The organism is Nonomuraea sp. B12E4, assembly GCF_039871825.1.
Classification (GTDB): Bacteria; Actinomycetota; Actinomycetes; order Streptosporangiales; family Streptosporangiaceae; genus Nonomuraea.
Genome location: NZ_JBDPME010000006.1, coordinates 126397 through 149956, shown reverse-complemented (window position 1 = coordinate 149956; position 23560 = coordinate 126397). Strand labels below are relative to the sequence as shown.

Genomic DNA, 23560 nt, shown 5'->3' with positions numbered 1-23560 from the left:
GCGCTCCGGGACACACCGCGACGTCCTCGCCGGGGAGCGTCCCGGAACGCACCGGGGACGGCTAACGCAAGGTGCCGTTGGTCATCCCCGCGGGCTCCTCGGGCATGGCGATCAGCCCGAGCTCGCTGGACTTGACGAGCAGCGCGTGATGCGGGACGACCCGCACGGTGTAGCCGAAGGCCCCGGTCCGGTCGAGCGGCACGACGCCCTTGTAGTGGGCGCGCCCGTCGTCGTCCACCGCCCCCACCTCCATCTTCGCGTACGCCGGCCGCACCAGCTCGTCGTGCGGCCCGACCTTGCCGTAGGCGGCCTGCACCAGCACGTCATCGGCCTCCAGGTCACCGAGGGCGATGGTGGCGTGCAGCTCGATGGCGGCCCCGACCTCCGGAGCGTCTCCCACGCCGGACGCCTCGATGTGCTCCACCCGGACCCCGGGCCAGGCCCGCGTGACCCGGACCCGCCAGGCGGCGAACGCCTTGGCCGGCGTGTAGGAGTCGGCCGACAGGGCGCGGGCCGAGCCGGCGGCCGGGTTGTACAGGTCGACCACGTAGTCCCGCAGCATGCGCCCGGCCAGCACCTTCGGCCCGAGCGAGGTCAGCGTGTGCTTGACCATCTCCATCCAGCGCCGGGGCGGCCCGCCGGCGGTCCGGTCGTAGAACCGGTCGGACACCTCATGCTCGATCAGGTCGTAGAGGGCGGCGGCCTCCAGCTCGTCGCGCCGGTCGGGGTCGGTCACCCCGTCGGCGGTGGGGATCGCCCAGCCGTTGGTTCCGTCGTACCACTCGTCCCACCAGCCGTCGCGGATCGACAGGTTGAGCCCGCCGTTGAGGGCGGACTTCATCCCGGAGGTGCCGGAGGCCTCCAGCGGGCGCAGCGGGTTGTTCAGCCAGACGTCGCAACCCTGGACCATGAGCTGGCCGAGGGCCATGTCGTAGTCGGGCAGGAAGACGATGCGGTGGCGTACTTTCTGCTGGTCGGCGAACTTGACGATCTGCTGGATCAGCTTCTTGCCGCCCTCGTCGGCCGGGTGGGCCTTGCCCGCGATCACGATCTGCACCGGCTTGTCCGGGTCGAGCAGCAGGCCGGCCAGCCGTTTCGGGTCGCGCAACATGAGCGTGAGCCGCTTGTACGACGGCACCCGCCGGGCGAAGCCGATCGTCAGCACCTCGGGGTCGAGGGCGTCGTCGATCCACCCGAGCTCGGCGTCGGAGGCCCCGCGCTCGCGCCATGACCTGCGCAGCCGCAGCCGGGCACCCTCGACCAGCCGGCGCCGCAGCGTACGCCGGATCTGCCAGATCTCGGTGTCGGGGATCTTCTCGATGCCGTCCCAGCCGCGGGCCCGCTCGATGAGCGAGGGCAACTCGCGCCCGGCCAGCTCCATGAACTCGCGCCCGACCCAGGTGGGGGCGTGCACGCCGTTCGTGATCGACCCGATCGGCACCTCGTCCAGGTCGAACCCGGGCCAGAGCGCCTTGAACATCTCCCGGCTGACCTCGCCGTGCAGCAGGGACACCCCGTTGACGCGCTGGGCCAGCCGCATCCCCATGATCGCCATATTGAACCGGCCGGGGTCGGACTCCGCCCCGAGGGCCAGGATCCGCTCGACGGGCACGGTCGGCCAGGCGTTGGCGCCGCCGAAGTGCCGCTCGATCATGTCCACCGGGAATCGGTCGATGCCCGCGGGCACGGGCGTGTGGGTGGTGAACACGGTGCCGGCGCGTACGGCCTCCAGCGCCTCGTCGAACGAGAGCCGGGCCTCGGTCAGCTCCCGGATCCGCTCGAGTCCGAGGAATCCGGCATGCCCCTCGTTGGTGTGGAACACCTCCGGGTCGGCATGTCCGGTGATCTTGCAGTAGGCCCGGATCGCGCGGACGCCGCCCACGCCCAGCAGCAGTTCCTGCATGAGCCGGTGGTCCGTGCCGCCGCCGTACAGGCGGTCGGTGATGTCGCGGGCGGCGGTGTCGTTGTCGGCCACGTCGGAGTCGAGCAGCAGCAGCGGCACCCGCCCCACCTGCGCCACCCACACCTGCGCGTGCAGCACGCGCTCCGCGGGCAGGGCGACGCGGACCTTGACCGGGGCGCCGTCCGCGTCCTTCAGCAGGCTCAGCGGCAGGCCGCCCGCGTCGAGCGAGGGATAGTGCTCCAGTTGCCAGCCCTCGGGCGAGAGTGACTGGGTGAAGTAGCCGTGCCTGTAGAGCAGGCCGACGGCCAGGATGGGCACGCCCAGGTCGCTGGCGGCCTTGAGGTGGTCTCCGGCGAGGATGCCGAGACCGCCCGAATATTGCGGCAGCGCGGCGGCGATGCCGTATTCGGGGGAGAAGTAGGCGATGGCGCGCGCGGCCTCGGGCAACGTCTGGTACCAGCGCGGGGAGGTCATGTACTCGCGCAGGTCGTCGGCGGCGTCGGCGAGGCGGCGCAGGAACCGGCGGTCGGCGGCCAACTCGGCCAGCCGCGCCGGGGAGACGGCGCCGAGCAGCGCCACGGGATCATGTCCGACCTGCTCCCACAACGCCGAGTCGACATCGGCGAAGAGGTCCATCGTCTCCGGGTGCCAGGACCAGCGGAGATTATGCACGAGCTCGCCCAGGGCGGCCAGCTCCGCAGGCAGGACGGTGCGGACGGTAAACCGGCGGATAGCTCTCACGATTCTGCACCCTACGGGCTAGGAGGGACCTCTCAGTCCTTCACCCCCAAGAGAGCCGTTCAAACCCCTTCCGGGAACAAGCATGAAGCTGGGCGATTGGGGCAACTTTCCTCTTTGTTGGGTCTCCTGCGGACACACTCGGGAGGTCCATCCGTTGCTGTCCACAATTTACATGCAAGGATCGTTCTTACACGGAAAGCCTCCGGCTGCACCGAGCGTGCCGCCGCAAACCCTTGAATGCGATGATCGGACGAATTCCCATCACGGACATCTCCCCCGTCGTCGACTGCGGGCAGTGGCCCGCCAAGGCGGTCGCCGGCGAGACCTTCGAGGTCTCGGCGACCGTGTTCCGGGAGGGCCACGACGCTGTCGCGGCGGGCGTGGTGCTCACCGCGCCCGACGGCCGGCGCTGTCGCCTCAAACCCATGCGTGAGCTCGCCCCCGGCACGGACCGCTGGGGCGTGGACGTGTGCCTGTCCGCGGAAGGCGACTGGGTGTTCCGGGTGGAGGCCTGGAGCGACCCGATCCGCACGTGGCTGCACGACGCCGAGATCAAGATCCCGCGTGGCATGGACGTCGATCTCATGTGCGAGGAGGGCGCCCGCCTGTACGAGCGGGCCGCCGCGGCCGTACGCCCCGCGGACTGCCCCAACGCGCCGGCCGGCGAGAAGGTCAACGGCGGGACGCGCCAGAACGGCAACGGCGACACCTCCTGCGGACACCGGGCGGCCCTGCTGTCGGTCTCGGCCACGCTGCGCAACGAGGACCTGGACCCGCGGGCCCGGTTGTCGATCGCGCAGCTCCCGGAGACCGCCTCGCTGCTGGAGGCGCACCCGTTCCGGGAGCTGGTGGCCAGGTCCAAGTCCAACAAGATCCGGGTGGACCGGCGCCGGGCGCTGTACGGCTCGTGGTATGAGTTCTTCCCCAGGTCCGAGGGCGCGGTCGTGGACGAGTTCGGCATCTCCAAGTCCGGAAATTTCCAGACTGCTGCCAAGCGCCTGCCCGCCATCGCCAAGATGGGCTTCGACGTCGTCTACCTGCCGCCCATCCACCCGATCGGCACGACGTTCCGCAAGGGGCGCAACAACACGCTGAGCCCCGAGCCCGACGACCCCGGCTCCCCGTGGGCGATCGGCTCGGACGACGGCGGCCACGACGCCGTCCACCCCGACCTCGGCACGCTCGCGGACTTCCAGGAGTTCGTGGCGCGCTCCCGTGAGCTGGGCATGGAGGTCGCGCTCGACTTCGCGTTGCAGTGCTCGCCCGACCACCCGTGGGTGAAGGAGCACCCCGAGTGGTTCACGATCAGGGCGGACGGCTCGATCGCGTACGCGGAGAACCCGCCGAAGAAATATCAGGACATCTACCCGGTCAACTTCGACAAGGATCCCGAGGGCGTCTACACCGAGGTCAAGCGGGTGCTGCGGCACTGGATGGACCACGGGGTGCGGATCTTCCGGGTGGACAACCCGCACACCAAGCCGGTGGCGTTCTGGGAGCGGCTGCTGGCCGACATCCACACGACCGATCCCGACGTGATCTTCCTGTCGGAGGCGTTCACCAGGCCGGCGATGATGCGCATGCTGGCCAAGACCGGCTTCCACCAGTCGTACACGTACTACACGTGGAAGAACTCCAAGCCGGACGTGGAGTCCTATCTCGCGGAGCTGGCCCACGAGACCTCCGGCTACCTGCGGCCCAACCTGTTCGTGAACACGCCGGACATCCTGCACGAGTTCCTGCAGCACGGGGGGATCCCGGCGTTCAAGATCAGGGCGGTGCTGGCCGCGCTGGCCTCACCGTCCTGGGGCGTCTATTCCGGATACGAGCTCGGGGAGAATGTCCCGGTACGGCCGGGTAGCGAGGAATATCTGGATAGCGAGAAATATCAGTACAAACCTCGCGATTGGGTCACGGCCGAACGCGAGGGCCGGAGTCTGGCTCCTTTCATCACACACCTGAATTTGTTTCGAAGAGCTCATCCGGCGCTACAGGAATTGCGTAACCTACGATTCCACCGGGTCGACCAACCGGACATCGTCTGCTTCTCGAAGCGGCTTCCCGGCGCCTATGACACGGCCACACGAAGGCACGGACTGGGCGACGTCGTCTTGGCGGTCATCAACCTGGATCCACACCACACCCACGAGGCGACCGTGGATCTGGACCTGCCGGCGATAGGCCTCGACTGGAACGCCGAGTTCGTCGTCGACGACGAGTTGTCGGGCGAGTCGTACCGCTGGCGGCAGCGTAACTATGTGCGCCTCGACCCCCACATCCACCCAGCCCACATTCTCACCGTACGAGCCGCGCCACGGTAGAAACTGAATTCAGCGGGGAGTCTTCGACGTGTGTGAAAGCGCCTCCCTCGTGAGCCCCTCGTGGGGTGGCTCATGAGCTCCACCACACCCATTCCTAACACCTTTGACGAGGAAAAGCCGCGCGATCCCTACTGGTACAAGCGCGCGGTCTTCTACGAGGTCCTGATCAGGGGCTTCGCCGACTCCAACGGCGACGGCACCGGCGATATCAAGGGCCTCATCAGCAAGCTCGACTACCTGCAGTGGCTCGGGGTGGACTGCCTCTGGCTGCTGCCGCTCTTCGAGTCGCCGCTGCGCGACGGCGGTTACGACATCGCGGACTTCATGAAGATCCTGCCCGAGTTCGGGGACCTGGGAGACTTCGTGAAACTGGTGGACGAGGCTCACAAGCGCGGCATGCGCGTCATCGCCGACCTGGTCATGAACCACACCAGCGACGCCCACCCCTGGTTCCAGGCCTCGCGGCACGATCCGGAGGGCCCCTTCGGCGACTTCTACGTGTGGTCCGACAACGACGAGAGTTACCAGGACGCCCGGATCATCTTCATCGACAGCGAGACCTCCAACTGGACCTACGACCCGGTGCGCGGCCAGTACTACTGGCACCGCTTCTTCCACCACCAGCCGGACCTCAACTACGAGAACCCGGCCGTTCAGGACGCGATGCTGGAGGTGCTGCGGTTCTGGCTGGACCTGGGCATCGACGGGTTCCGGCTGGACGCGGTGCCCTACCTCTTCGAGGAGGAGGGCACCAACTGCGAGAACCTGCCCAGGACCCACCAGTACCTCAAGCTGATCAGGTCCGAGGTGGACCGGCTGTTCCCGGACCGGGTGCTGCTCGCCGAGGCGAACCAGTGGCCGTCGGACGTGGTGGAATACTTCGGCGACCCGGTGGGCGGCGGCGACGAGTGCCACATGGCCTTCCACTTTCCGCTCATGCCCCGCATCTTCATGGCCGTACGCCGGGAGTCCCGCTACCCCATTTCCGAAATTTTGGCACAAACGCCGAAAATTCCGGAGCACTGCCAATGGGGGATCTTCCTCCGCAACCATGACGAGCTGACGCTCGAGATGGTCACGGACGAGGAACGCGACTACATGTACACCGAATACGCCAAGGATCCCCGCATGCGGGCGAACGTCGGCATCCGCCGCCGCCTGGCGCCGCTGCTGGAGAACGACCGCAACCAGATCGAGCTGTTCACCGCTCTGCTCCTGTCGCTGCCCGGCTCCCCGGTGCTCTATTACGGCGACGAGATCGGCATGGGCGACAACATCTGGCTCGGCGACCGCGACGGCGTGCGTACGCCCATGCAGTGGGACCCCGACCGCAACGCCGGTTTCTCCGACTGCGACCCCGGCCGGCTCTACCTGCCGGTGATCATGGACCCGATCTACGGCTACCAGGGCATCAACGTCGAAGCCCAGCAGAAGAGCGCCGGCTCGCTGCTGCACTGGACCAAGCGCATGATCGAGATCCGCAAGCGCCACCCGGTGTTCGGCCTGGGCGGTTACGCCGAGCTCAACTCCTCCAACCCCAGCGTGCTCGCGTTCGTCCGGGAGCTGGGTGACGACCGCATGCTCTGCGTGAACAACCTCTCACGCTTCCCGCAACCGGTCGAGCTGGACCTGCGCCGGTTCGTCGGCGTCTCTCCCGTGGAGACGATGGGGGGCGTACCATTTCCGGCAATTGGCGAACTTCCGTATCTTTTGACGCTTCCAGGGCATGGGTTCTACTGGTTCACACTCCCGCCGGCCGTCATCCAGGAGGAGTAGGACGTGCTTGACGAGCTCCTTGCCGCATGGATCAGCCGCCAACGTTGGTTCGGTGGCAAGGGGCGCCCGATCGACGAGCTGTCGATCGACTCGGACGTCGAACTGACGCCCGGCCTGCGACATCTGATCATCGCCGTCTGGCAGGAGGGCTCGCGTGACCGCTACCAGGTGCTGCTCGGCGAGCGCGACTCCCCTTGCGACCGGCTGTCCCACGCCCTGATCGGCACGGCGGGAGACCGATTCCTGTACGACGCCGTACACGACTCCGAACGCATGAGCTGGCTGCTGGAGGGCATGGCCCGCGACGAGAGCTCCGGGGGCCTGCGCATGCGCCACGTGCCCGGCGTCACCATCGACACCTCCCAGCGCAGCCTGGTGCTCGGGGCCGAGCAGTCCAACACCTCCCTGGTGTACGGGGACGCCTACATCTGCAAGCTCTTCCGCCGCCTCATCCCCGGGGTCAATCCGGAGCTGGAGGTCGTCACGGCGCTGGCGGCCAGGGGCGCGCCGCACATCGCGCAGCCGTACGGGTGGATCGAGGCCGACCTCGACGGCACGAAGACGACTCTCGCCTTCATGCAGGAGTTCCTGAGCACCGCGAACGACGGCTGGGACCTGGCGCTGACCAGCGTCCGCGACCTGTACGCGTCGCTGCCCGAGATCACGGCGGCCGAGGCGGGAGGCGACTTCGCCGCCGAGTCGCTGCGGCTGGGCGTCGCCACCGCCCGGGTGCACCACGAGCTGGCCCAGGCCTTCCCCACCGAGACGGTGGAGATCCCCGAGGTCAAGCGCATGGCCGAGACCTTCAGGCGCAGGCTGGGCCGGGCCGTGGCCGAGGTGCCCGAGCTGCGCGAGCACGTGAATACCGTCGAGGAGATCTACCACCAGGTCGAGTTGCTCACCAACGCGGTGCCCGTGCAGCGGGTTCACGGCGACTACCACCTCGGCCAGGTGATGCGCACGCCGACGGACTGGGTGGTGCTGGACTTCGAGGGCGAGCCGGGGCAGCCGCTGGCCGAGCGCCGGGCGCTGTACTCGCCGCTGCGGGACGTGGCGGGCATGCTGCGCTCGTTCGACTACGCGGCCAGGCACCTGCTGGCCGACCGGCCCCGGGCCGCCGAGCTGGAGCCGCGGGCCCAGGAGTGGGCGGACCGCAACCGGGCGGCGTTCCTGGAGGGCTACCGGGACGGCGGCGGGGTCATCACGCGGGCGGACGCGGCACTGCTGCGCGCGTTCGAGCTGTCGAAGGCCGTGTACGAGGTGGTCTACGAGGCTCGCAACCGGCCCTCGTGGGTGTCGATCCCGCTGGCCGCCTTCCGCCCCCGCGACCTGTAGCTTCTCGCCCGTCACGTTCCGGCGCGGGCTGCGGCCGTCGAGGGCCCGCTCAGAGCTCTTCGGCCAGGCCGGACAGGCCCTCGTGGCCGAGCCCGCGGGCGACCCGCCGGTCGATGAGGGTCTTGATCGGCAGCAGCAGCTCCAGCGTGACGCCCTGCTCCTCGAAGGCCCGGACCAGGTTCTCCATGCCCGCCCTGTTGACCTCCAGGTTGGAGACCTCCGTGCGGTGGTCGCCCACCTCGATCGCCGCCGCCCAGCGCGGCTGGGCGGCGGCCATCGCGTTGAGCCATGGAACCAGCAGTTCCGACGTGAACTCCGGCAACGGGTACTTCACCGACCTGACAAGCGTCATGGCTTCCAGGAAACCGGCGATCTGGCCGTACATGCCGGTCAGCATGGCCAGGTCCAGCAGCGGCGCCAGGCCGGGGTCATCGCCCACGTAGCGGGGGCGTGCCATGGCGCTGAGGGCCTGCTCGTAGCGGTCGTAGGCCTGCTGAGATCCGCTGTAGAGGATCAGCGCGCCGGGCGTGGCGATCATCTGGGGCACGGCCATGACGCCGCCGTCCAGGTAGTCGCCGCCGCGCCCGGCCACCCAGGCCGCCATCTCGCGGGCCTCGGCGGGACGGCCGGTGGTGAGGTTCGCGATGACGCGGCCCGCCAGCGGGGCCTCCGCCAGCACCTCCTCGACGGCGGGGTAGTCGAGCACGCAGGCGATCACGAGCGGGCTCGCCTGAACCGCCTCCGCCGGGGTGGCCGCGCTCTGGGCTCCCTGGGCGACCAGGGGCGCCGCCTTCTCCGGCGAGCGGTTCCACACGGTGACGTGGTGCCCGGCGGCCAGCAGGCTCTTCGCCAGGGCGGCGCCCATGAGGCCGAGGCCAAGCACGGATATATTTTCCGACATTTCAGTGTTCCCTCCTGTGGGGTGACGCGTTCAGCCTGCCGGTCGTGGGTTATGGCCTGGTTCGGAGTTGGTTATGGGGGGAACGGATGCGGTTCGGGGTGCTGGGTCCGCTCGCGGTGTGGGCACCGGACGGAGAGCCGGTCCGGGTGCCGGAGGTCAAGGTCCGCGCCCTCCTCGCCGATCTGCTGATCCACGCCGGCCGGCCGGTCTCCGCCGACCGCCTCATCGAGGACCTCTGGTCCGGCCGCCCGCCCGCGAACGCCGGGGCGGCGCTGCGGGTGAAGGTGTCCCAACTGCGCCGGGGGCTGGGCGAGCGGGAGCTGGTGGCGTACCGGCCGCCGGGCTACGTGCTGCGGGCCGAGCCGGAGTCCGTGGACGCGGCCCTGTTCGAGACGCTGCTCGGCCGCGCGCAGCACTCCGGCGATCCGCGGGTACGCGCTTCGCTGCTGCGCCGGGCGCTGGACCTGTGGCGCGGCGGCACGGCCTACGCCGAGTTCGCCGACGAGCCGTTCGCCAGGGGCACGGTCGCCCGGCTGGCGGAGCAGCGGCTGGCGGCGGTGGAGGAGCTGGCCGAGGCGCGGCTGGCGCTGGGCGAGCACGGGCTGCTCGCCGCCGAGCTGGGCGATCTGGTGGCCGAGCATCCCCTGCGGGAACGGTTGCGGTCCGTGCACGTGCGTGCCCTGTACCGGTCGGGGCGCCAGAGCGAGGCCCTGACCAGTTACGCGGACCTACGCCGGCACCTGGCCGACGACCTGGGGCTCGATCCCGGGCCTGAGCTGGTGTCGCTGCACCAGGCCATCCTCCGGCGCGACCCCGCCCTGGGGGCCCCTGCCCGCCCGCCCACCAACCTGCCGGCCCCGCTGACGAGCCTGGTGGGCCGGGACGCGGCGGTGGCCGAGATACGCGCGCTCCTCCACACGAACCGGCTGGTCACCCTCACGGGCCCGGGCGGAGTCGGCAAGACCCGCCTCGCCCTGGCCGCCGCCTCGACCCTGCCCCGCACAACGGCGGGCAACGCCTCCGGTGCTGCCCTGGAGGGTTCGGGCGGGGGTGGGTTCGACGGCGGGGTGTGGCTGGTGGAGCTGGCGGCGCTGCGGCCGGGGGCGCCCATGGTCGAGGTCGCGGAGGCGGTCGCGACCGTGCTGGGGCTGCGGGACGACACGCCCGCCCCATCGCCCGCGCTTGCGCCTGGCATGCCGGACACCGCAGCCCGGGACCCGCTGGCCGCGCCCGCCTCCTGGGCCTCAGACCCGTCCACGCGGGACCGGCTGGCCGCGCCCGTGCTCGACCGGCTGGCCGCCGCACTCGACGGCAAGGAGACGTTGCTCGTACTGGACAACTGTGAGCACGTCGTCGACCAGGTCGCCACCCTTGCCAGGCGGCTGCTGCGGGCGGTTGCGGGACTGCGGATCCTCGCGACCGGGCAGGAGCCGTTGCGGATCGAGGGCGAGACCCTGTGGAGCGTGCCGCCGCTGGCGCGGGAGGCCGCCGTGGCGCTGTTCGCGGCGCGGGCGGGGGTCGAACCCGACGCCCACGTGGCGGAGATCTGCGCCCGGCTCGACGGGCTGCCGCTGGCGCTGGAACTGGCCGCCACCAGGATGCGGGCGCTGACCCCGCGCCAGCTCGCCGAGCGGCTGGACGACCGGTTCAGGCTGCTGGCCACCGGCCGGCGCGGGGCTCCGGCCAGGCAGCAGACGTTGCGGGCGATGATCGACTGGAGCTGGGAGCTGCTGACCGACGGTGAGCGCGTGGTGCTGCGGCGGCTGGCCGTGCACGCCGACGGCTGCACGCTGGAGGCGGCCGAGGAGGTGTGCGCCGAGCCCGGCGTGGACGTACTCGACGCGCTGGCCAGGCTGGTGGACCGATCCCTGGTGACCAGGGTCCCCACCCCGACCCACCCAACACCGCAACCCGCCACAGGACCCGAACCCGGCACAGGACCGGCTCGTGGCGCAGGGCTTGAGGTTCGCGCGGGCCTCGATCTCGCTGTGGGATCCGCACCCCCGGCAGGACCCCACCAGCTCGGGGTGGGGCCGAGGTATCGGTTGTTGGAGTCTGTGGCGGCCTACTGTCAGGAGCGGCTGGAGGAGGCTGGTGAGGCGGACGAGGTGCGGCTCAGGCACCTGCGGCACCACGTCGGCAGGACGGAGCGGGCCGAGCCGCACCTGCGGGGTCACGGGCAGCGGCGTGCGCTCGCGGAGCTCGACGCCGAGGGCGCCGACCTGCGGGCGGCGCTGGAGACGGCGGTGCGGCTCGGTGCGGCGGACGAGGCGCTGCGGCTGGTCAACGCCCTGGCCTGGTACTGGGTGCTGCGCGGAAGGCTGGGCGAGGGGCAGCGGGCGCTGGAGGCGGCCCTGTCGATCCAGGAGGCTCCCGGCATCGCACAGATCCGGGAGGCGTCTGGCGCCGCGCAGGCAAGGGTGTGGTTGGCCGGGCTGCGGTTGCTGGCCGGGCGGTTGCAGGTGCCCGACGCCGCGCTGTTCGAGGCCGTACCCGGGCGTCTGGAGAGGGCCAGGGCGCGGTGGTTCGTGGGCTTCGCGCTGGTCGGGTACGGCGATGCGGCGGTCAGCCGCGCGCTGGTCGAGACGGCGCTGGCGGCCTTCCGCGAGCTGGACGACAGGTGGGGCACGGCCGCGGCACTCAACGTACTGGCCCGGCACGCCGTCATGCGCGGCGACCTGGCGGCGCTGCGGGAGGCCGGGGAGCGGGCGCGGGCGCTGTTCAGGGAGGTCGGCGACCGGTGGGGCGAGATGCGGGCGGACGAGGGCCTCGGCACGCTGGCCGAGATCACCGGCGACTACGAACGGGCCGCCGCGCTGCGCTCGGAGGGCCTGCGCATGGCCGAGGACCTCGGGTTGTGGAGCTCGGTGTCCGACGCGCTGTCCCGGCTGGGCCGGATCGCCCTGCTGACGGGCGACCACGCGCGGGCCGACGACTACCACGAGCGGGCCAGGCGGCTGGCGGCCACTCAGTCGAACCGCCCCGCCGAGCACTTCGCCGAGATCGGCCTCGCGCTCGGGGCCCGGCGGCAGGGGCGGCTCGACGAGGCCGAGCGGCGGCTGCGGGCCTGGCTGGAGTGGGTCAAGGAGGTGACCGGCGCGCCCGGGGCGGCGCTGGTCCTGGCCGAGCTGGGGTTCGTCGCCGAGCAGCGGGGCGATCCGGCGGCCGCCCTCGGGCTGCAGCTCGAAGGTCTGGCGGCGGCGCGCCTGGCCGGCGACCCCCGGGCGACCGCGCTGGCGCTGGAAGGGCTGGCGGGCGCGCTGGCGGCGGGCGGGCGGCACCCGGAGGCCGGGCGGTTGCTGGGCAAGGCGGCGGCGATGCGGACGTCCGTGGGCGCGCCGCTGCCACCGGGCGAGCGGGGCGACATTGACAGGATCAGCGCCGGGGTGACGGACGCGCTGGGACGGGAGGCGTTCGAGGCGGCCCTGTCACGGGGCGCGGAGCTGTCGCTGGAGGCCGTTCTGGACGGAATCGAGCCAAGAATCCTCTTGGGAGGAACCCGGAATTTGCACTTCCGGTGATTGTCTAGGTGAAAGCGGGCAGTGCCTGGGATGGACGGTCATCGTAGGGCAAGGTTTGGAGCATGCCGATGAGGACAGAGCTCGACCGCCTCGCGGGCGGGGCGCATCACGATCCGCATTCCGTGCTGGGAGCGCATCCCGTGTCCGGCGGGGTCGTCTTCCGTGCCCTGCGCCCGATGGCCGAACGGGTGAGCGTGGTGCTGGACGACGGCACGGCCCACGACATGAAGCACCAGGCCCATGGGGTGTTCGAGGTCACGGTCCCCGGCCTGGACAAGGTCCCCGGCTACACGCTGAGCGTCAAATACGCCGGCACGGAGCCGACCCGGTCGCGTGACCCGTACCGGCACTGGCCCACGCTCGGTGAGGTGGACCTGCACCTCATCGGCGAGGGCCGGCACGAGCGGCTGTGGGAGGTGCTCGGCGCCCGCGTGCTGGAGCACGAGGACGTCGAGGGCACCGCGTTCGCCGTCTGGGCGCCGAACGCGCGCGGCATCAGGGTCGTCGGCGACTTCAACCACTGGAACGGCACCGCGCACCCGATGCGGTCGCTGGGGCGTTCGGGGGTGTGGGAGCTGTTCGTGCCCGGGCTCGGGGCGGGCGAGCGGTACAAGTACCGGATCCTGGGCGCCGACGGGGTGTGGCGGGAGAAGGCCGACCCGATGGCCAGGCGGACCGAGGTGCCGCCGATGACGGCCTCCGTGGTGGACAAGTCGGACTACGCCTGGGAGGACGACACCTGGATGGCCGGCCGGCGGGAGCGGCCGCCACAGCACGGGCCGATGAGCGTCTACGAGGTCCACCTGGGATCGTGGCGGCCCGGCCTGTCATACCTGGAGCTGGCCGAGCAGTTGTCCGACTATGTGGCCGACCTGGGATTCACGCACGTGGAGCTGCTGCCGGTGGCCGAGCACCCGTTCGGCGGGTCGTGGGGTTACCAGGTGACCTCCTACTACGCGCCGACGGCCAGGTTCGGCACGCCCGACGAGTTCCGCCACTTCGTGGACCTGATGCACCAGCGCGGCATCGGGGTGCTGCTGGACTGGGTGCCGGCGCACTTCCCGATGGACGAGTGGGCGCTGGCGCGCTTCGACGGCACCCCGCTCTATGAGCACGCCGACCCGGCCAGGGGCGAGCACCCGGACTGGGGCACCTACGTGTTCGACTTCGGGCGCAAGGAGGTGCGGAACTTCCTGGTGGCCAACGCGCTCTTCTGGCTGAAGGAGTTCCACGTGGACGGGCTGCGGGTGGACGCGGTGGCCTCGATGCTCTACCTGGACTACTCGCGGCGGGAGGGCGAGTGGACGCCCAACGTCTACGGCGGCAGGGAGAACCTCGACGCGGTCGACTTCCTCAAGGAGATGAACTCCGTCTGCTACCGGGAGGCACCCGGCATCTCCACCATGGCCGAGGAGTCGACGGCCTGGCCGGGGGTGTCGCGCCCGGTCTATCTCGGCGGGCTCGGGTTCGGGTTCAAGTGGAACATGGGCTGGATGCACGACACGCTGGAATATCTCCGCCATGAGCCGATCTTCCGCCAGTATCACCACCATCAGATGACGTTCTCGCTGCTGTACGCCTACTCCGAGAACTACGTGCTGCCGCTGTCCCACGACGAGGTCGTGCACGGCAAGGGGTCGCTGCTGGGCAAGATGCCGGGCGACGAATGGCAGCGGTTCGCTCAGCTCAGGGCCTTGCTGGCGTTCATGTGGGCGCACCCGGGCAAGCAGTTGCTCTTCATGGGCGGCGAGTTCGGGCAGGGCTCGGAGTGGTCGGAGGAGCGCGGGCTGGACTGGTGGGTGCTGGAGTTCGACGGGCACCAGGGCGTGCAGCGGATGGTACGCGACCTCAACCGGATCTACCGGGAGACCCCGGCGTTGTGGGAGCAGGACCACACGCCCGACGGGTTCCGGTGGATCGACGCCGACGACGCCTCGGGTAACACGTTCTCCTTCGTCCGCTACGCGTCCAACGGGTCCGCGGTGGCCTGCGTGGTCAACTTCAGCGGCGGGCCGCACGAGAACTACCAGCTCGGCCTGCCGTACGCGGGGCGGTGGTCGGAGGTCGTCAACACCGACGCCTACGACTACTGGGGTAGCGGCGTGGGCAACATGGGGGCGGTCGAGGCGAGCCCGAACCCGTGGCACGGGCTGCCGTACTCCACGACGTTGCGGGTGCCACCGCTCGGCGCGGTCTGGCTCGCCCACGAGGGGCAGCCCGGGGAGGAGTGAGCACGGTCGCGGGCCGTCCGAGGTGAGCGTGCGGTCGTGGGCGCTCGCCTGATTTGGGTGTGCGGTCGTGGGGGCGCTGGAGCTGAAAGTTCGGTGAGAAACCCTGCCGGGGGCCTGTGCCTGTCCGGAAAATCCCCATAAACTCCGAGATCATCCCCCTCTCGGAGGACGCGTGCGACTTCGCCCTCTCATCGTGTGCTCGATCGTGCTGGCCCTGCTACCGCTGTCCGGCCCGGCCCACGCCGACGATCCCGCACCGACGCTGACACCGCCCCCCGCCACCGCGACCCCGGCCCCCTCACCGAGCGCCTCCCCCACCCCCGGCGCTCCCGAGGACAGCCCCTCACCCACCCCCAGCACCCCGGAGGAGAAGGTCGAGGACGGGTTAGGGGTGGACGGCGGCTCCGAGCGGGCCATCGTCGAGCTGACCGACCCCGCGCAGCACGCGCCCGTGGCGACCCAGGCGGCGGCCAAGGACGTGGACGTGGTGCTGCAGCCGACGGGCCAGTCGTTCATGGTCGTGGAGGGCACCGCGGAGGAGCTGGCCAGGCTCGCCGAGGACCCGCGGGTCAGCTCGATCCACCGGGACAGGACCTACACGCCGGCCGACCTGGGCCCGAACCTCACGCAGATCGGCGCCGACCAGGCCCACGCCAAGGGCGTCACCGGGACCGGCCAGGCGGTGGCCATCCTCGACACCGGCATCGACGTCGACCACCCGGCCTTCGGCGGACGCGTCGTGGCCCAGGCGTGCTTCTCCGCCGTCGAGCCGGGCGTCGAGTCGCTCTGCCCGAGCGGCAAGCCCGAGGAGATCGGCCCGGGAGCGGCGGACGCGACCACGCCCAAGTGCCTGGCCGGCGGCGTGAACCTGTGCGATCACGGCACCCACGTCGCGGGCATCGCGGCCGGCAGCGGCGGCGTCGCGCCGGACGCGAAAATCGTGGCGGTGCAGGTGTTCAGCCGGCTCGACGACGAGGACATCTGCGGCGAGCCGTCGTGCCTGCTGGCCTACGAGTCGTCGTTGCGGCAGGCCATGGACTACGTGGCCGGGCTGAGCGAGCCGGTCGCCGCCGTGAACCTCAGCCTCGGCGGCGCGCTGACCGAGACCGACTGCGACACCGGCGAGGAGGGGGAGATCTTCAAGCCGAAGATCGACGCCCTGCTGGCCAAGGGCATCGCGACCGTGGTGGCGGCGGGGAACGAGTATTTCGAGGGGACGTCGTACCCGGCCTGCATCTCGACGGCGGTGGCCGTCGGGGCGAACGACGGCGGGGACGCCATCGCGGACTTCTCCAACCGCGGGTCGCTGGTGGACCTGTTCGCGCCGGGTGTGGACATCGAGTCCGCGGTGCCGGACAACGCCACAGCCGTCTACAGCGGCACGTCGATGGCGACCCCGCACGTGACCGGCGCGCTGGCGCTGATGAAGCAGGCCTCGCCGGCGACCCCGATGGCCGACCTGATCAACACGCTGAAGACGACCGGCAGGCCGTACGTGTACGAGGCCAACGGCTCCCAGGTCACCACGCCGCGCCTGGACCTGGCCGCGGCCCTGGCGGGAGCGGCGCCGCAACCGCCGATCACGCAGAGCCCGGACCCGGCGCCCGACTCCGACCCCGGCGACGACGGCGGCCCGGACTCCGGCCCCGACGTCCCGGCCGAGCCGGAGCCGGACCCAGCGCCGTCCAGCGCGCCGGTGCCGCTGCCCACCGTCACGGTCACGGTGACCGTCACGCCGAGCCCGATCGCCCCGGCCACGGTGTGCACGCGCGGCACGACCGCCAAGAAGATGGCGGCCAAGTCGTGGGCCGTCGAGATCCACCGCAGCAGCGGCAAGATCCCCGACACCACGCTCAACTGCTACCTGAAGCTGATCGCCAAGGCGAGCAAGGTGTTCCCCGAGTTGACCAAGGCCTCGTCGCTGGGCAAGGCGTACCGGGTGCTGAAGAACACCAAGACCAGCAAGGCCGCGCTCGACAGCGCGGTGCTCACGGCCTGGCTGAACTGGGCGCATGGCACGAACGGCACCACCGCGCTGGCCGCCGCGGAAAAGGTGCGGATGAGCAGCAAGCCCTCCACGGCGTCGCTGAAGAAGTCCGCCAAAAACGTCCTCAAAGGCGTTAAATAACTAGATTTCATGAAAGGCCGGTCGCTTCCCGACCGGCCTTTCTCCTTTCCCCGCGTCACCTCCCCGCGTCACCGCAAAAAGGCAACCAACGTTTCTCTTGGCTACATACGTAACTGGCATCACATGTGTCACTCAGGGGATGAAGCGGCTGTACGCAGCCGGGAGCCGGACGAGCTTCACGGCTCCAGCCCCAACGCTCGGAGGAATACGTGAGGCTACGGTCTCTTCTGGCCTGCGCGGCACTGGCCGTGACATTCGCCACGCTCTCCGCGACCCCGGAACTCCAAGCCGACAGTCGGGACAGGGGCGACCCGATCATCAGCCCCGCACTCATCGCGGAGATCCAGGAGAAGTCCAAGGTCCGCGCCATCGTCCAGCTCAAACCGGGTCACAACGTGACGGACGTGGCCAGGGACCTCGAACATGACTCCTCGGGCAGCCGGGTCCTGGAGGCGACCCAGTCGCAGCGCTTCTTCGTCGCCGAGGTGGACCGCCCGCTGCTGGCCAAACTCAAGAGGGACGCCCGCGTCCAGTCCGTCTACAAGGACGAGCTGAGCATGCCCACCCTCGACGTCACCACCAACCTGATCCGCTCGAACCGGGCGAACGACGCCGGCTGGACCGGCCGCGGCGCGACGGTCGCGATCCTGGACACGGGCATCGACCGCGACCATCCGTTCTTCGCCGGCCGGTTGGTGGACGAGGCGTGCTTCTCCTCCTCCGACACCAGCGACGGCGCCGTCTCGCTCTGCCCGAACAACCAGCCCAGCCAGATCGGCCCCGGCTCGGCCGACGCCGAGACCCGGCAGTGCCTGATCAACGCCATGAACGCCTGCTCCCACGGCACGCACGTGGCCGGCATCGCGGCGGGCCGCATGGCCGCCGGAGCGCCCTCCGACGGGGTCGCCCCGGCCGCCGGCATCCTCCCCATCCAGGTGTTCAGCCGTGTGGAAAACAGCACGACCTGCTCGGGCACTGGCGCCTCGACCCCCTGTTTCCTCACCTACACCTCGGACCAGAAACTGGCGCTCGAATACGTGGCCAGGGTGGCCAGGAGCCATAACGTGGCCGCGGTGAACATGAGCTTCGGCGGTGGCGGCCCGTTCAACGCGGCCTGCGACACCGACGCCACCGCCGGCGCGGTCAAGCCGGAGTTCGACGCCCTGGTGGCGCTGGGCGTGGCGCCGGTGGTGTCCGCCGGCAACAACGGCTTCCAGAACGGCGTGTCCTTCCCCGCGTGCATATCGGCGGCCGTCGCGGTGGGCGCCACCACCGACGGTGACCGGCTGGCCCCGTTCACCAACCGGGGCCCGATGCTCGACCTGCTCGCGCCGGGGGTGAACGTCAACTCCTCGGTGCCTGACGACACGTACGGCGTCAAGAGCGGCACCTCGATGGCCGCTCCGCACGTGACCGGGATGTTCGCGCTGATGAAACAGGCCTACCCGAGCCTGACGGTCGCGCAGAGCCTGCAACGGCTGCAGGCCAGCGGCCCCGGCATCCGGTACGACGCGGCGGGCACGCGGGTGACCACGACCCGGATCGACGCGGAACGCGCGACGGCGCCGGCCCGGGCGACCGCGGACCCCCGGGTCTGACGGCCCACGCGACCGCCGGACTCGGGTCTGACGGCCCTGGCGACCGCGAACCCGGGCCTGACGGGTCCCGTGGCCGTGGCAACGGGCCGGAGCGGCGCGTCCGGCAGTGTCGCATCCGTGATCAGGAGCATGCTTGGAGTTGGTGGTCCTCCACCATGCACGGTCACGTCGCGCCCGGGGAGACCAGCCCGGTCTCGTAGGAGAGCACGACGGCCTGCACCCGGTCCCTGAGCCCGAGCTTGGCCAGGACGCGGGCCACGTGGGTCTTCACCGTCGCAGGGCTGAGGTTCAGCCGTTCGGCGAGCTCGACGTTGCTCAGCCCGGTGGCCAGCAGCCGCAGCACCTCCAACTCCCGCGCGGTCAGCTCCGACAGGTCACGGTGAGGGGCAGGAGGGCCGGCGTCGCCCCGGCGGGCGAACCGCTCGACCAGGCGCCGGGTGATGGTCGGGGCGAGCAGGGCGTCGCCGGTGCGCACCAGGGTCACCGCGGCCACCAGGTGCTCGGGGGTGACGTCCTTGAGCAGGAAGCCGCTGGCCCCGGCGGCGAGCGCGGTGTAGACGTAGTGGTCGAGGTCGTAGGTGGTCAGGATGAGCACGCGAGTGCCGCCGGCCGCGTTGTCGGCGAGGATGCGCCGGGTCGCCTCGATGCCGTCCATGCGCGGCATCCTGATGTCCATGAGGACGACGTCCGGCCTGGTGCGCCGGGCCGCCTCCACCGCTTCGACGCCGTCTGCCGCCTCGGCCGACACCTCGATGCCGTCGGCGGCCAGGATCATTCGGAACCCGGTGCGTACCAGGGCCTGATCGTCGGCGATGATCACGCGGAGAGGGCGACTCATGAGGATCGCCATGGTACTCGGGCCAAGATCCGGTAGCCGCCCGTGGGGGTACGTCCCGCGTCCAGGGTGCCACCGTAGACGGCCAGCCGCTCGCGCAGCCCGATCAGCCCGCGCCCGCCCGTGTGCGACGGGCCGCGCCGCGTGCCGCCGGTGTCGGTGACCTCGATCTCCAGCCGGTCGCCCTCGTAGCGGATCGAGACGGACGCCGCCGCGCCCGTCGCGTGCCTGATCGTGTTCGTCAGGGCCTCCTGGACGACGCGATAGGCGGCCAGATCGACCCCGGCGGGCAACGGGCCGGGCGGCAACGACAGCTCGACGCCGACCCGGATCCCGGCGACCCGGACCCGGGTGACCAGCGCGTCGAGCTGATCGAGCCCGGGCTGCGGCGCGAGCCCGCCCTGCGGACCGGGCGGCCCGTTCTCTGTGACCTCATTCTTCATGGCCCCGTGCCTGTTCCTGGGGTCGCCGACGATGCACAGCCCTGGCGGCAAGGACGGGAGCTGGAGCCGCGACTGGAAGGAACTGACCGGCTGGAAGCGGTGGCTGGTAGTGACCGGTGCGGAGCACGCGTCCTTCACCGATGTCCCGCTACTGGCCGAACAGATCGGCCTCGACCTCGGGTTCGCCATGACCGGAGCCCGCTCCGTGGAGATCACCCGCGCCTACGTCGCCGCCTTCTTCGCCCGCCACCTCACCGGGAAGCCGCAGCCCTTGCTGGACAAGCCGTCCGCCCACTATCCCGAGGTGACGTCTTAACGGCTGGTCAGGGCATCGGTACGGGCACGCAGGGCTTACTGTTGGCGGCCTCATCGACAGGCGCAATGTGCGCCCGACGCTATCCCAGCCCCCGAACAGGGTGAAACAATCCTGGCATGAGCACCCTGATTGAGCGACTGCGCGCCGGAGAAGCCAGCGAGTACTATCCCGCCCAGCGGCAAGCCGGCCTCGAACTCCTCATCGCAGACACCGAAAGCGCATGGCTCGATAAACAGGACTTCATCGACACGTGCATTGACGACGACGGCGATGTGGCGCACATCGATTGGATCGCTGTAAAGAAAGAGCTTGACACGGTCCCGTTCAAGTTGGGGGGCAACGAGATCGCGTACATAGTCCTCGAATGGGCCGCATTCATCGCTAATGAGGACAATTGGAATTATCTGGACAACCAGCGGGCGAAGCTCATCGTCGAGGCCACCAACCGTGCTTTCAGCCTGAACCCCGCCGACTAGCCCATGGCGGCGCGGGAGTAAACCGCACCCACTAACGCCACTGGCTGTTCGGATGCCGCTCACGCCTTGTCACGGCACCTGCACGTCCTCAGCCTGCGGAGCGGTCTCGGGATCGGACGGTGCGCCAGGGCGTCCTTCTTTCGAAACTGTCCCAGCCCCAAAGTGGATCGATCGGCGCAGGTCACGAGGTCTGTGCCGAGCGCCGCGGAGACCAGGTTTCGGCGCCGGGTGGCGGTGCTGAGCATGCGGCCGAATTGGTGCGGGAAACAAGGCCGATGCACTGACCTGTGGATATGCCGTTCCGAGGACCGGACAGAATTGACGTTCTGTCCGGTCAGGGCCGCGCGTATACCGCGGTTGGGTCGGGTCAGGGCGCGGTGCTGGTCTTGCGGCCAGCCCGTCTCCCTGACCCGCCCGCCGAACCCGGCGTGCATGTCTCCATGCACCGGGCTCTCCACGTGTCTTGCCCGGTGGTCATCCACCGACCGCGACGGCGGATGCCGGTTGTGATGACCATGGCGTCGGAATCTTGCTGCCGCGATAGCGGTAGCGGGTCACTTTGACGCTGGATGCGCCGGTGAACTCGACGCCGTTGCAGGCCAGTTTCCAGGTGCCGGGCAGGCAGAACCGGCGGATCAGCTGTTGCCAGCTGATCCGGGAGTGTTTGCGGAAGATCCAGCTGACGATGCGACGCCACGCGTGGTTATCGATCGCGCCGAAGATCGCCTTGGACACTCCGTGCCGGAAGTAGTTCGCCCATCCGCGCAGCGTCCGGTTCAAGCTGATCAGCAGCTCGTCCGGGCGCATGTCCTGGTAGGCCCTGCGTGTTCGGTCTTTCACCTTGTCCTTGATCGCTTGGATCGCCCTCTTGGACGGCGGCTCCGCCCCACTCGCGCCTTCGGCGGGCATCACACCTATCTCCGCTGCCCGCCTGGTAAGGGGGCAGTGGGAGAACGAACCCGAGCGGTTCCCATGTTCACTGCTGTCCGATCAACGGGTTAGGCACCCGGCTCTACCCCTGCGGCCTCGCCACGGCTACGCCGTAGTCCTTCACCGTGGCCTCCCAGCCCAGACTGCCAATACCCGACCAGGAGTTCCCCGCCCGCGATGAGGGGCAGGTGCGCACCGCTGACCAGCCCACATCCACCGGGTTGGAGCTGGCAAGAATTCAAGAGGCGTAAGACACCGGTTCCTCGCGTATACCTTCCCGTCTCGCTCACCGGGCCCGGCCCATCCGGTAGTGCTGAACCGACCCGACTTTGTCGAGGCTGCTCCCACCCTCCCCGGTGATCCCCGGATCAGGCTGCCTCCAGCTTCACCCCACCGCTACGACGGCCGGGCGACGGTGGCCTTTCACCTCCATTCGAACAAACAGCGCTTTCCATGGCGCACTGACAAGATCCTTATAGACGCCTCAAACCGCAATCAAATCCAAGCGGAGCGTCACATCGTCCAAGGATCACACCTCTGACCAGCAGTTCAGCAGCCCACTGTCCCTTTCTCCCGTACTTGGGTACCAACAAGCGGCGCGTCCGGCCCGGCCCTGCACCCCAGATCAAGAACGGATAACGAACCCGCCACCCCACAAACCCCAGTTATCTGATTTATACACTCCTTACGACATTCCCCCCCGACCCCCCGGAGGAGCAGTTGAGACTTCCGTCTCTGCTGGCCGGCGCCATCGCGTTAGCCGCCACCTCGGCAACGCTGATCGCCACACCCGCGTTCGCCGATCCCGACGCCAAGATCGACCCAGCCATCACCACGAGCGGCGAGCACCGCGTCATCGTCCGCGTACGGCAGCCGGCCCTCGTGCGGTCCGTGCTGGCGGGCGCCGAGAACGTCGAACGGAACAGGAAGAACGTCTACGCGGAACCGCCCGCCGGCATGGCGGCCAAGCTCGACTTCTTCGTCTACCGCGGCACCCGCGAGCAGATCGAGCAGATCGCCGGGCAGTCCGACGTGGTGTCCATCCGCAAGGACAAGCTCAACGAGCCGACGCTGGCGCAGAGCATCCCGCTGATCGGCGCGGACCGCGCGCACCGGCAGGGTTACACCGGCAAGGGCACGGCCGTGGCGATCCTGGACTCCGGCATCGACAACGACCACCCGGCCTTCGGCGGGCGCATCGTGGCCCAGGCGTGCTTCTCCGCCACCGACCCGGTGGACGGCTCCTCCTCGCTGTGCCCGAACGGCGGCCAGTTCCAGCTCGGCGAAGGCGCCGCCGACGCCGAGAACCCCGCGTGCATGACCGGCGCCCCGCAACCGCAGTACGGCCTGTGCTACCACGGCACCCACGTGGCCGGCATCACCGCGGGCCAGGCCACCACAGAGTTCCCGGCGAACGGGGTGGCACCCAAGGCGAAGATCATCCCGATCCAGGTCTTCAGCCGCTTCGACGACTCCCCGTACTGCCAGGGTCAGCCGGCCTGCGTCCTGGCCTACGACTCCTCCATCCTGACCGGCATGGCGTACGCGGGCCTGCTGGCCGACCAGTACAACATCGCCTCGGTGAACCTGAGCCTGGGCAGCGGCCAGTACGCCACGGCCTGCGACGCGGGCGACGGGGCCGACTTCAAGGCCGAGGTGGACAGGCTCCTGGACAAGGGCACGGCCACGGTCGTGGCCTCGGGCAACTACGGCTTCGACGCGGCGGTGTCGTGGCCGGCCTGCGTCTCGAACGCGGTGACCGTGGGCGCCACGGACAAGCAGGACGCGGTGGCGCCCTTCTCGAACCGGGGGCCGCTGCTGGACCTGTACGCGCCGGGCGTGGCGATCACGGCGGCGATCACCGGCGACACGTACGCGACGCTGAACGGCACTTCGATGGCCGCCCCGCACGTGACGGGCGTCTTCGCGCTGCTGCGCCAGAAGCGTGAGCGCGCGCCGGCGGAGCAGTTGCTGGACGCGTTGCGGCGCACCGGCAAGCCCATCACGTACGCGAGTGCGGACACCGAGGTCACCACGCCGCGCATCGACGTCCACGCGGCCCTTCGCGCCAAGCACTAGCAGCATCGGGGCCAAGAACCAGCAGG

15 protein-coding genes are annotated in these 23560 nt (G+C 70.0%); 10 read left to right on the top strand and 5 right to left on the bottom strand.

Features of this window, described 5'->3' with window-relative positions:
- Positions 1–61: 61 nt before the first annotated feature.
- Positions 62–2644 (bottom strand): alpha-glucan family phosphorylase, encoded by a 2583-nt coding sequence (glgP, locus tag ABGB18_RS16560; RefSeq protein ID WP_347696383.1) that lies wholly within the window; start codon positions 2642–2644, stop codon positions 62–64.
- A 242-nt stretch (positions 2645–2886) separates the two neighbouring features.
- Between glgP and ABGB18_RS16555 the strand changes: the two genes are divergently transcribed.
- From ABGB18_RS16555 to ABGB18_RS16545, 3 genes are all read left to right on the top strand, one after another.
- Positions 2887–4965, top strand: a complete 2079-nt coding sequence (locus ABGB18_RS16555; RefSeq protein WP_347696382.1) for an alpha-1,4-glucan--maltose-1-phosphate maltosyltransferase — start codon at positions 2887–2889, stop codon at positions 4963–4965.
- 72 nt (positions 4966–5037) lie between these two features.
- Positions 5038–6741, top strand: coding sequence for a maltose alpha-D-glucosyltransferase (gene treS, locus ABGB18_RS16550; protein WP_347696381.1), 1704 nt, complete (start codon positions 5038–5040; stop codon positions 6739–6741).
- Between the two features lie 3 nt (positions 6742–6744).
- On the top strand, positions 6745–8076 hold the full coding sequence (locus ABGB18_RS16545) for a phosphotransferase (protein ID WP_347696380.1): 1332 nt from the start codon (positions 6745–6747) through the stop codon (positions 8074–8076).
- A gap of 49 nt (positions 8077–8125) precedes the next feature.
- On the opposite strand, the gene ABGB18_RS16540 is transcribed toward ABGB18_RS16545, so the two are convergent.
- The gene (locus ABGB18_RS16540; protein WP_347696379.1) at positions 8126–8977 is read right to left on the bottom strand and encodes an NAD(P)-binding domain-containing protein; all 852 of its coding nucleotides are present in this window, start codon (positions 8975–8977) and stop codon (positions 8126–8128) included.
- Between the two features lie 86 nt (positions 8978–9063).
- Between ABGB18_RS16540 and ABGB18_RS16535 the strand changes: the two genes are divergently transcribed.
- The 4 genes from ABGB18_RS16535 to ABGB18_RS16520 all read left to right on the top strand — a co-directional run bounded on the left by ABGB18_RS16535 (position 9064) and on the right by ABGB18_RS16520 (position 18455).
- Positions 9064–12498 (top strand): BTAD domain-containing putative transcriptional regulator, encoded by a 3435-nt coding sequence (locus ABGB18_RS16535; RefSeq protein WP_347696378.1) that lies wholly within the window; start codon positions 9064–9066, stop codon positions 12496–12498.
- Between the two features lie 68 nt (positions 12499–12566).
- Positions 12567–14729 carry a 1,4-alpha-glucan branching protein GlgB gene (gene glgB / locus ABGB18_RS16530; protein ID WP_347696606.1) on the top strand — a complete coding sequence of 721 codons (2163 nt, stop codon included), beginning with the start codon at positions 12567–12569 and terminating at the stop codon, positions 14727–14729.
- Positions 14730–14901: 172 nt separating this feature from the next.
- Complete coding sequence (locus ABGB18_RS16525) at positions 14902–16857, top strand: S8 family serine peptidase (protein WP_347696377.1); 1956 nt, start codon at positions 14902–14904, stop codon at positions 16855–16857.
- 209 nt (positions 16858–17066) lie between these two features.
- Positions 17067–18455 (top strand): S8 family serine peptidase, encoded by a 1389-nt coding sequence (locus ABGB18_RS16520; RefSeq protein WP_347696376.1) that lies wholly within the window; start codon positions 17067–17069, stop codon positions 18453–18455.
- 163 nt (positions 18456–18618) lie between these two features.
- Here the strand turns inward: ABGB18_RS16520 and ABGB18_RS16515 are convergent, their stop codons facing one another.
- Entirely contained in the window at positions 18619–19293 is a 675-nt protein-coding gene (locus ABGB18_RS16515) for a response regulator transcription factor (protein ID WP_347696375.1), read from the bottom strand.
- Positions 19290–19733, bottom strand: a complete 444-nt coding sequence (locus tag ABGB18_RS16510; protein WP_347696374.1) for an ATP-binding protein — start codon at positions 19731–19733, stop codon at positions 19290–19292. The genes ABGB18_RS16515 and ABGB18_RS16510 overlap by 4 nt, the downstream gene beginning before the upstream one ends.
- A gap of 31 nt (positions 19734–19764) precedes the next feature.
- On the opposite strand from ABGB18_RS16510, the gene ABGB18_RS16505 reads away from it, so the two are divergent.
- Both ABGB18_RS16505 and ABGB18_RS16500 read left to right on the top strand, forming a co-directional pair.
- Positions 19765–20049: a hypothetical protein gene (locus tag ABGB18_RS16505; RefSeq protein WP_347696373.1), complete on the top strand. Its 285-nt coding sequence runs from the start codon at positions 19765–19767 to the stop codon at positions 20047–20049.
- Positions 20050–20165: 116 nt separating this feature from the next.
- Complete coding sequence (locus ABGB18_RS16500) at positions 20166–20525, top strand: hypothetical protein (protein ID WP_347696372.1); 360 nt, start codon at positions 20166–20168, stop codon at positions 20523–20525.
- A gap of 474 nt (positions 20526–20999) precedes the next feature.
- Here ABGB18_RS16500 and ABGB18_RS16495 read toward each other — a convergent pair whose 3' ends face one another.
- Positions 21000–21434 carry a group II intron maturase-specific domain-containing protein gene (locus ABGB18_RS16495; RefSeq protein ID WP_347696371.1) on the bottom strand — a complete coding sequence of 145 codons (435 nt, stop codon included), beginning with the start codon at positions 21432–21434 and terminating at the stop codon, positions 21000–21002.
- 741 nt (positions 21435–22175) lie between these two features.
- Here ABGB18_RS16495 and ABGB18_RS16490 point away from each other — a divergent pair.
- Positions 22176–23534: a S8 family serine peptidase gene (locus ABGB18_RS16490; RefSeq protein ID WP_347696370.1), complete on the top strand. Its 1359-nt coding sequence runs from the start codon at positions 22176–22178 to the stop codon at positions 23532–23534.
- Positions 23535–23560: the final 26 nt, after the last annotated feature.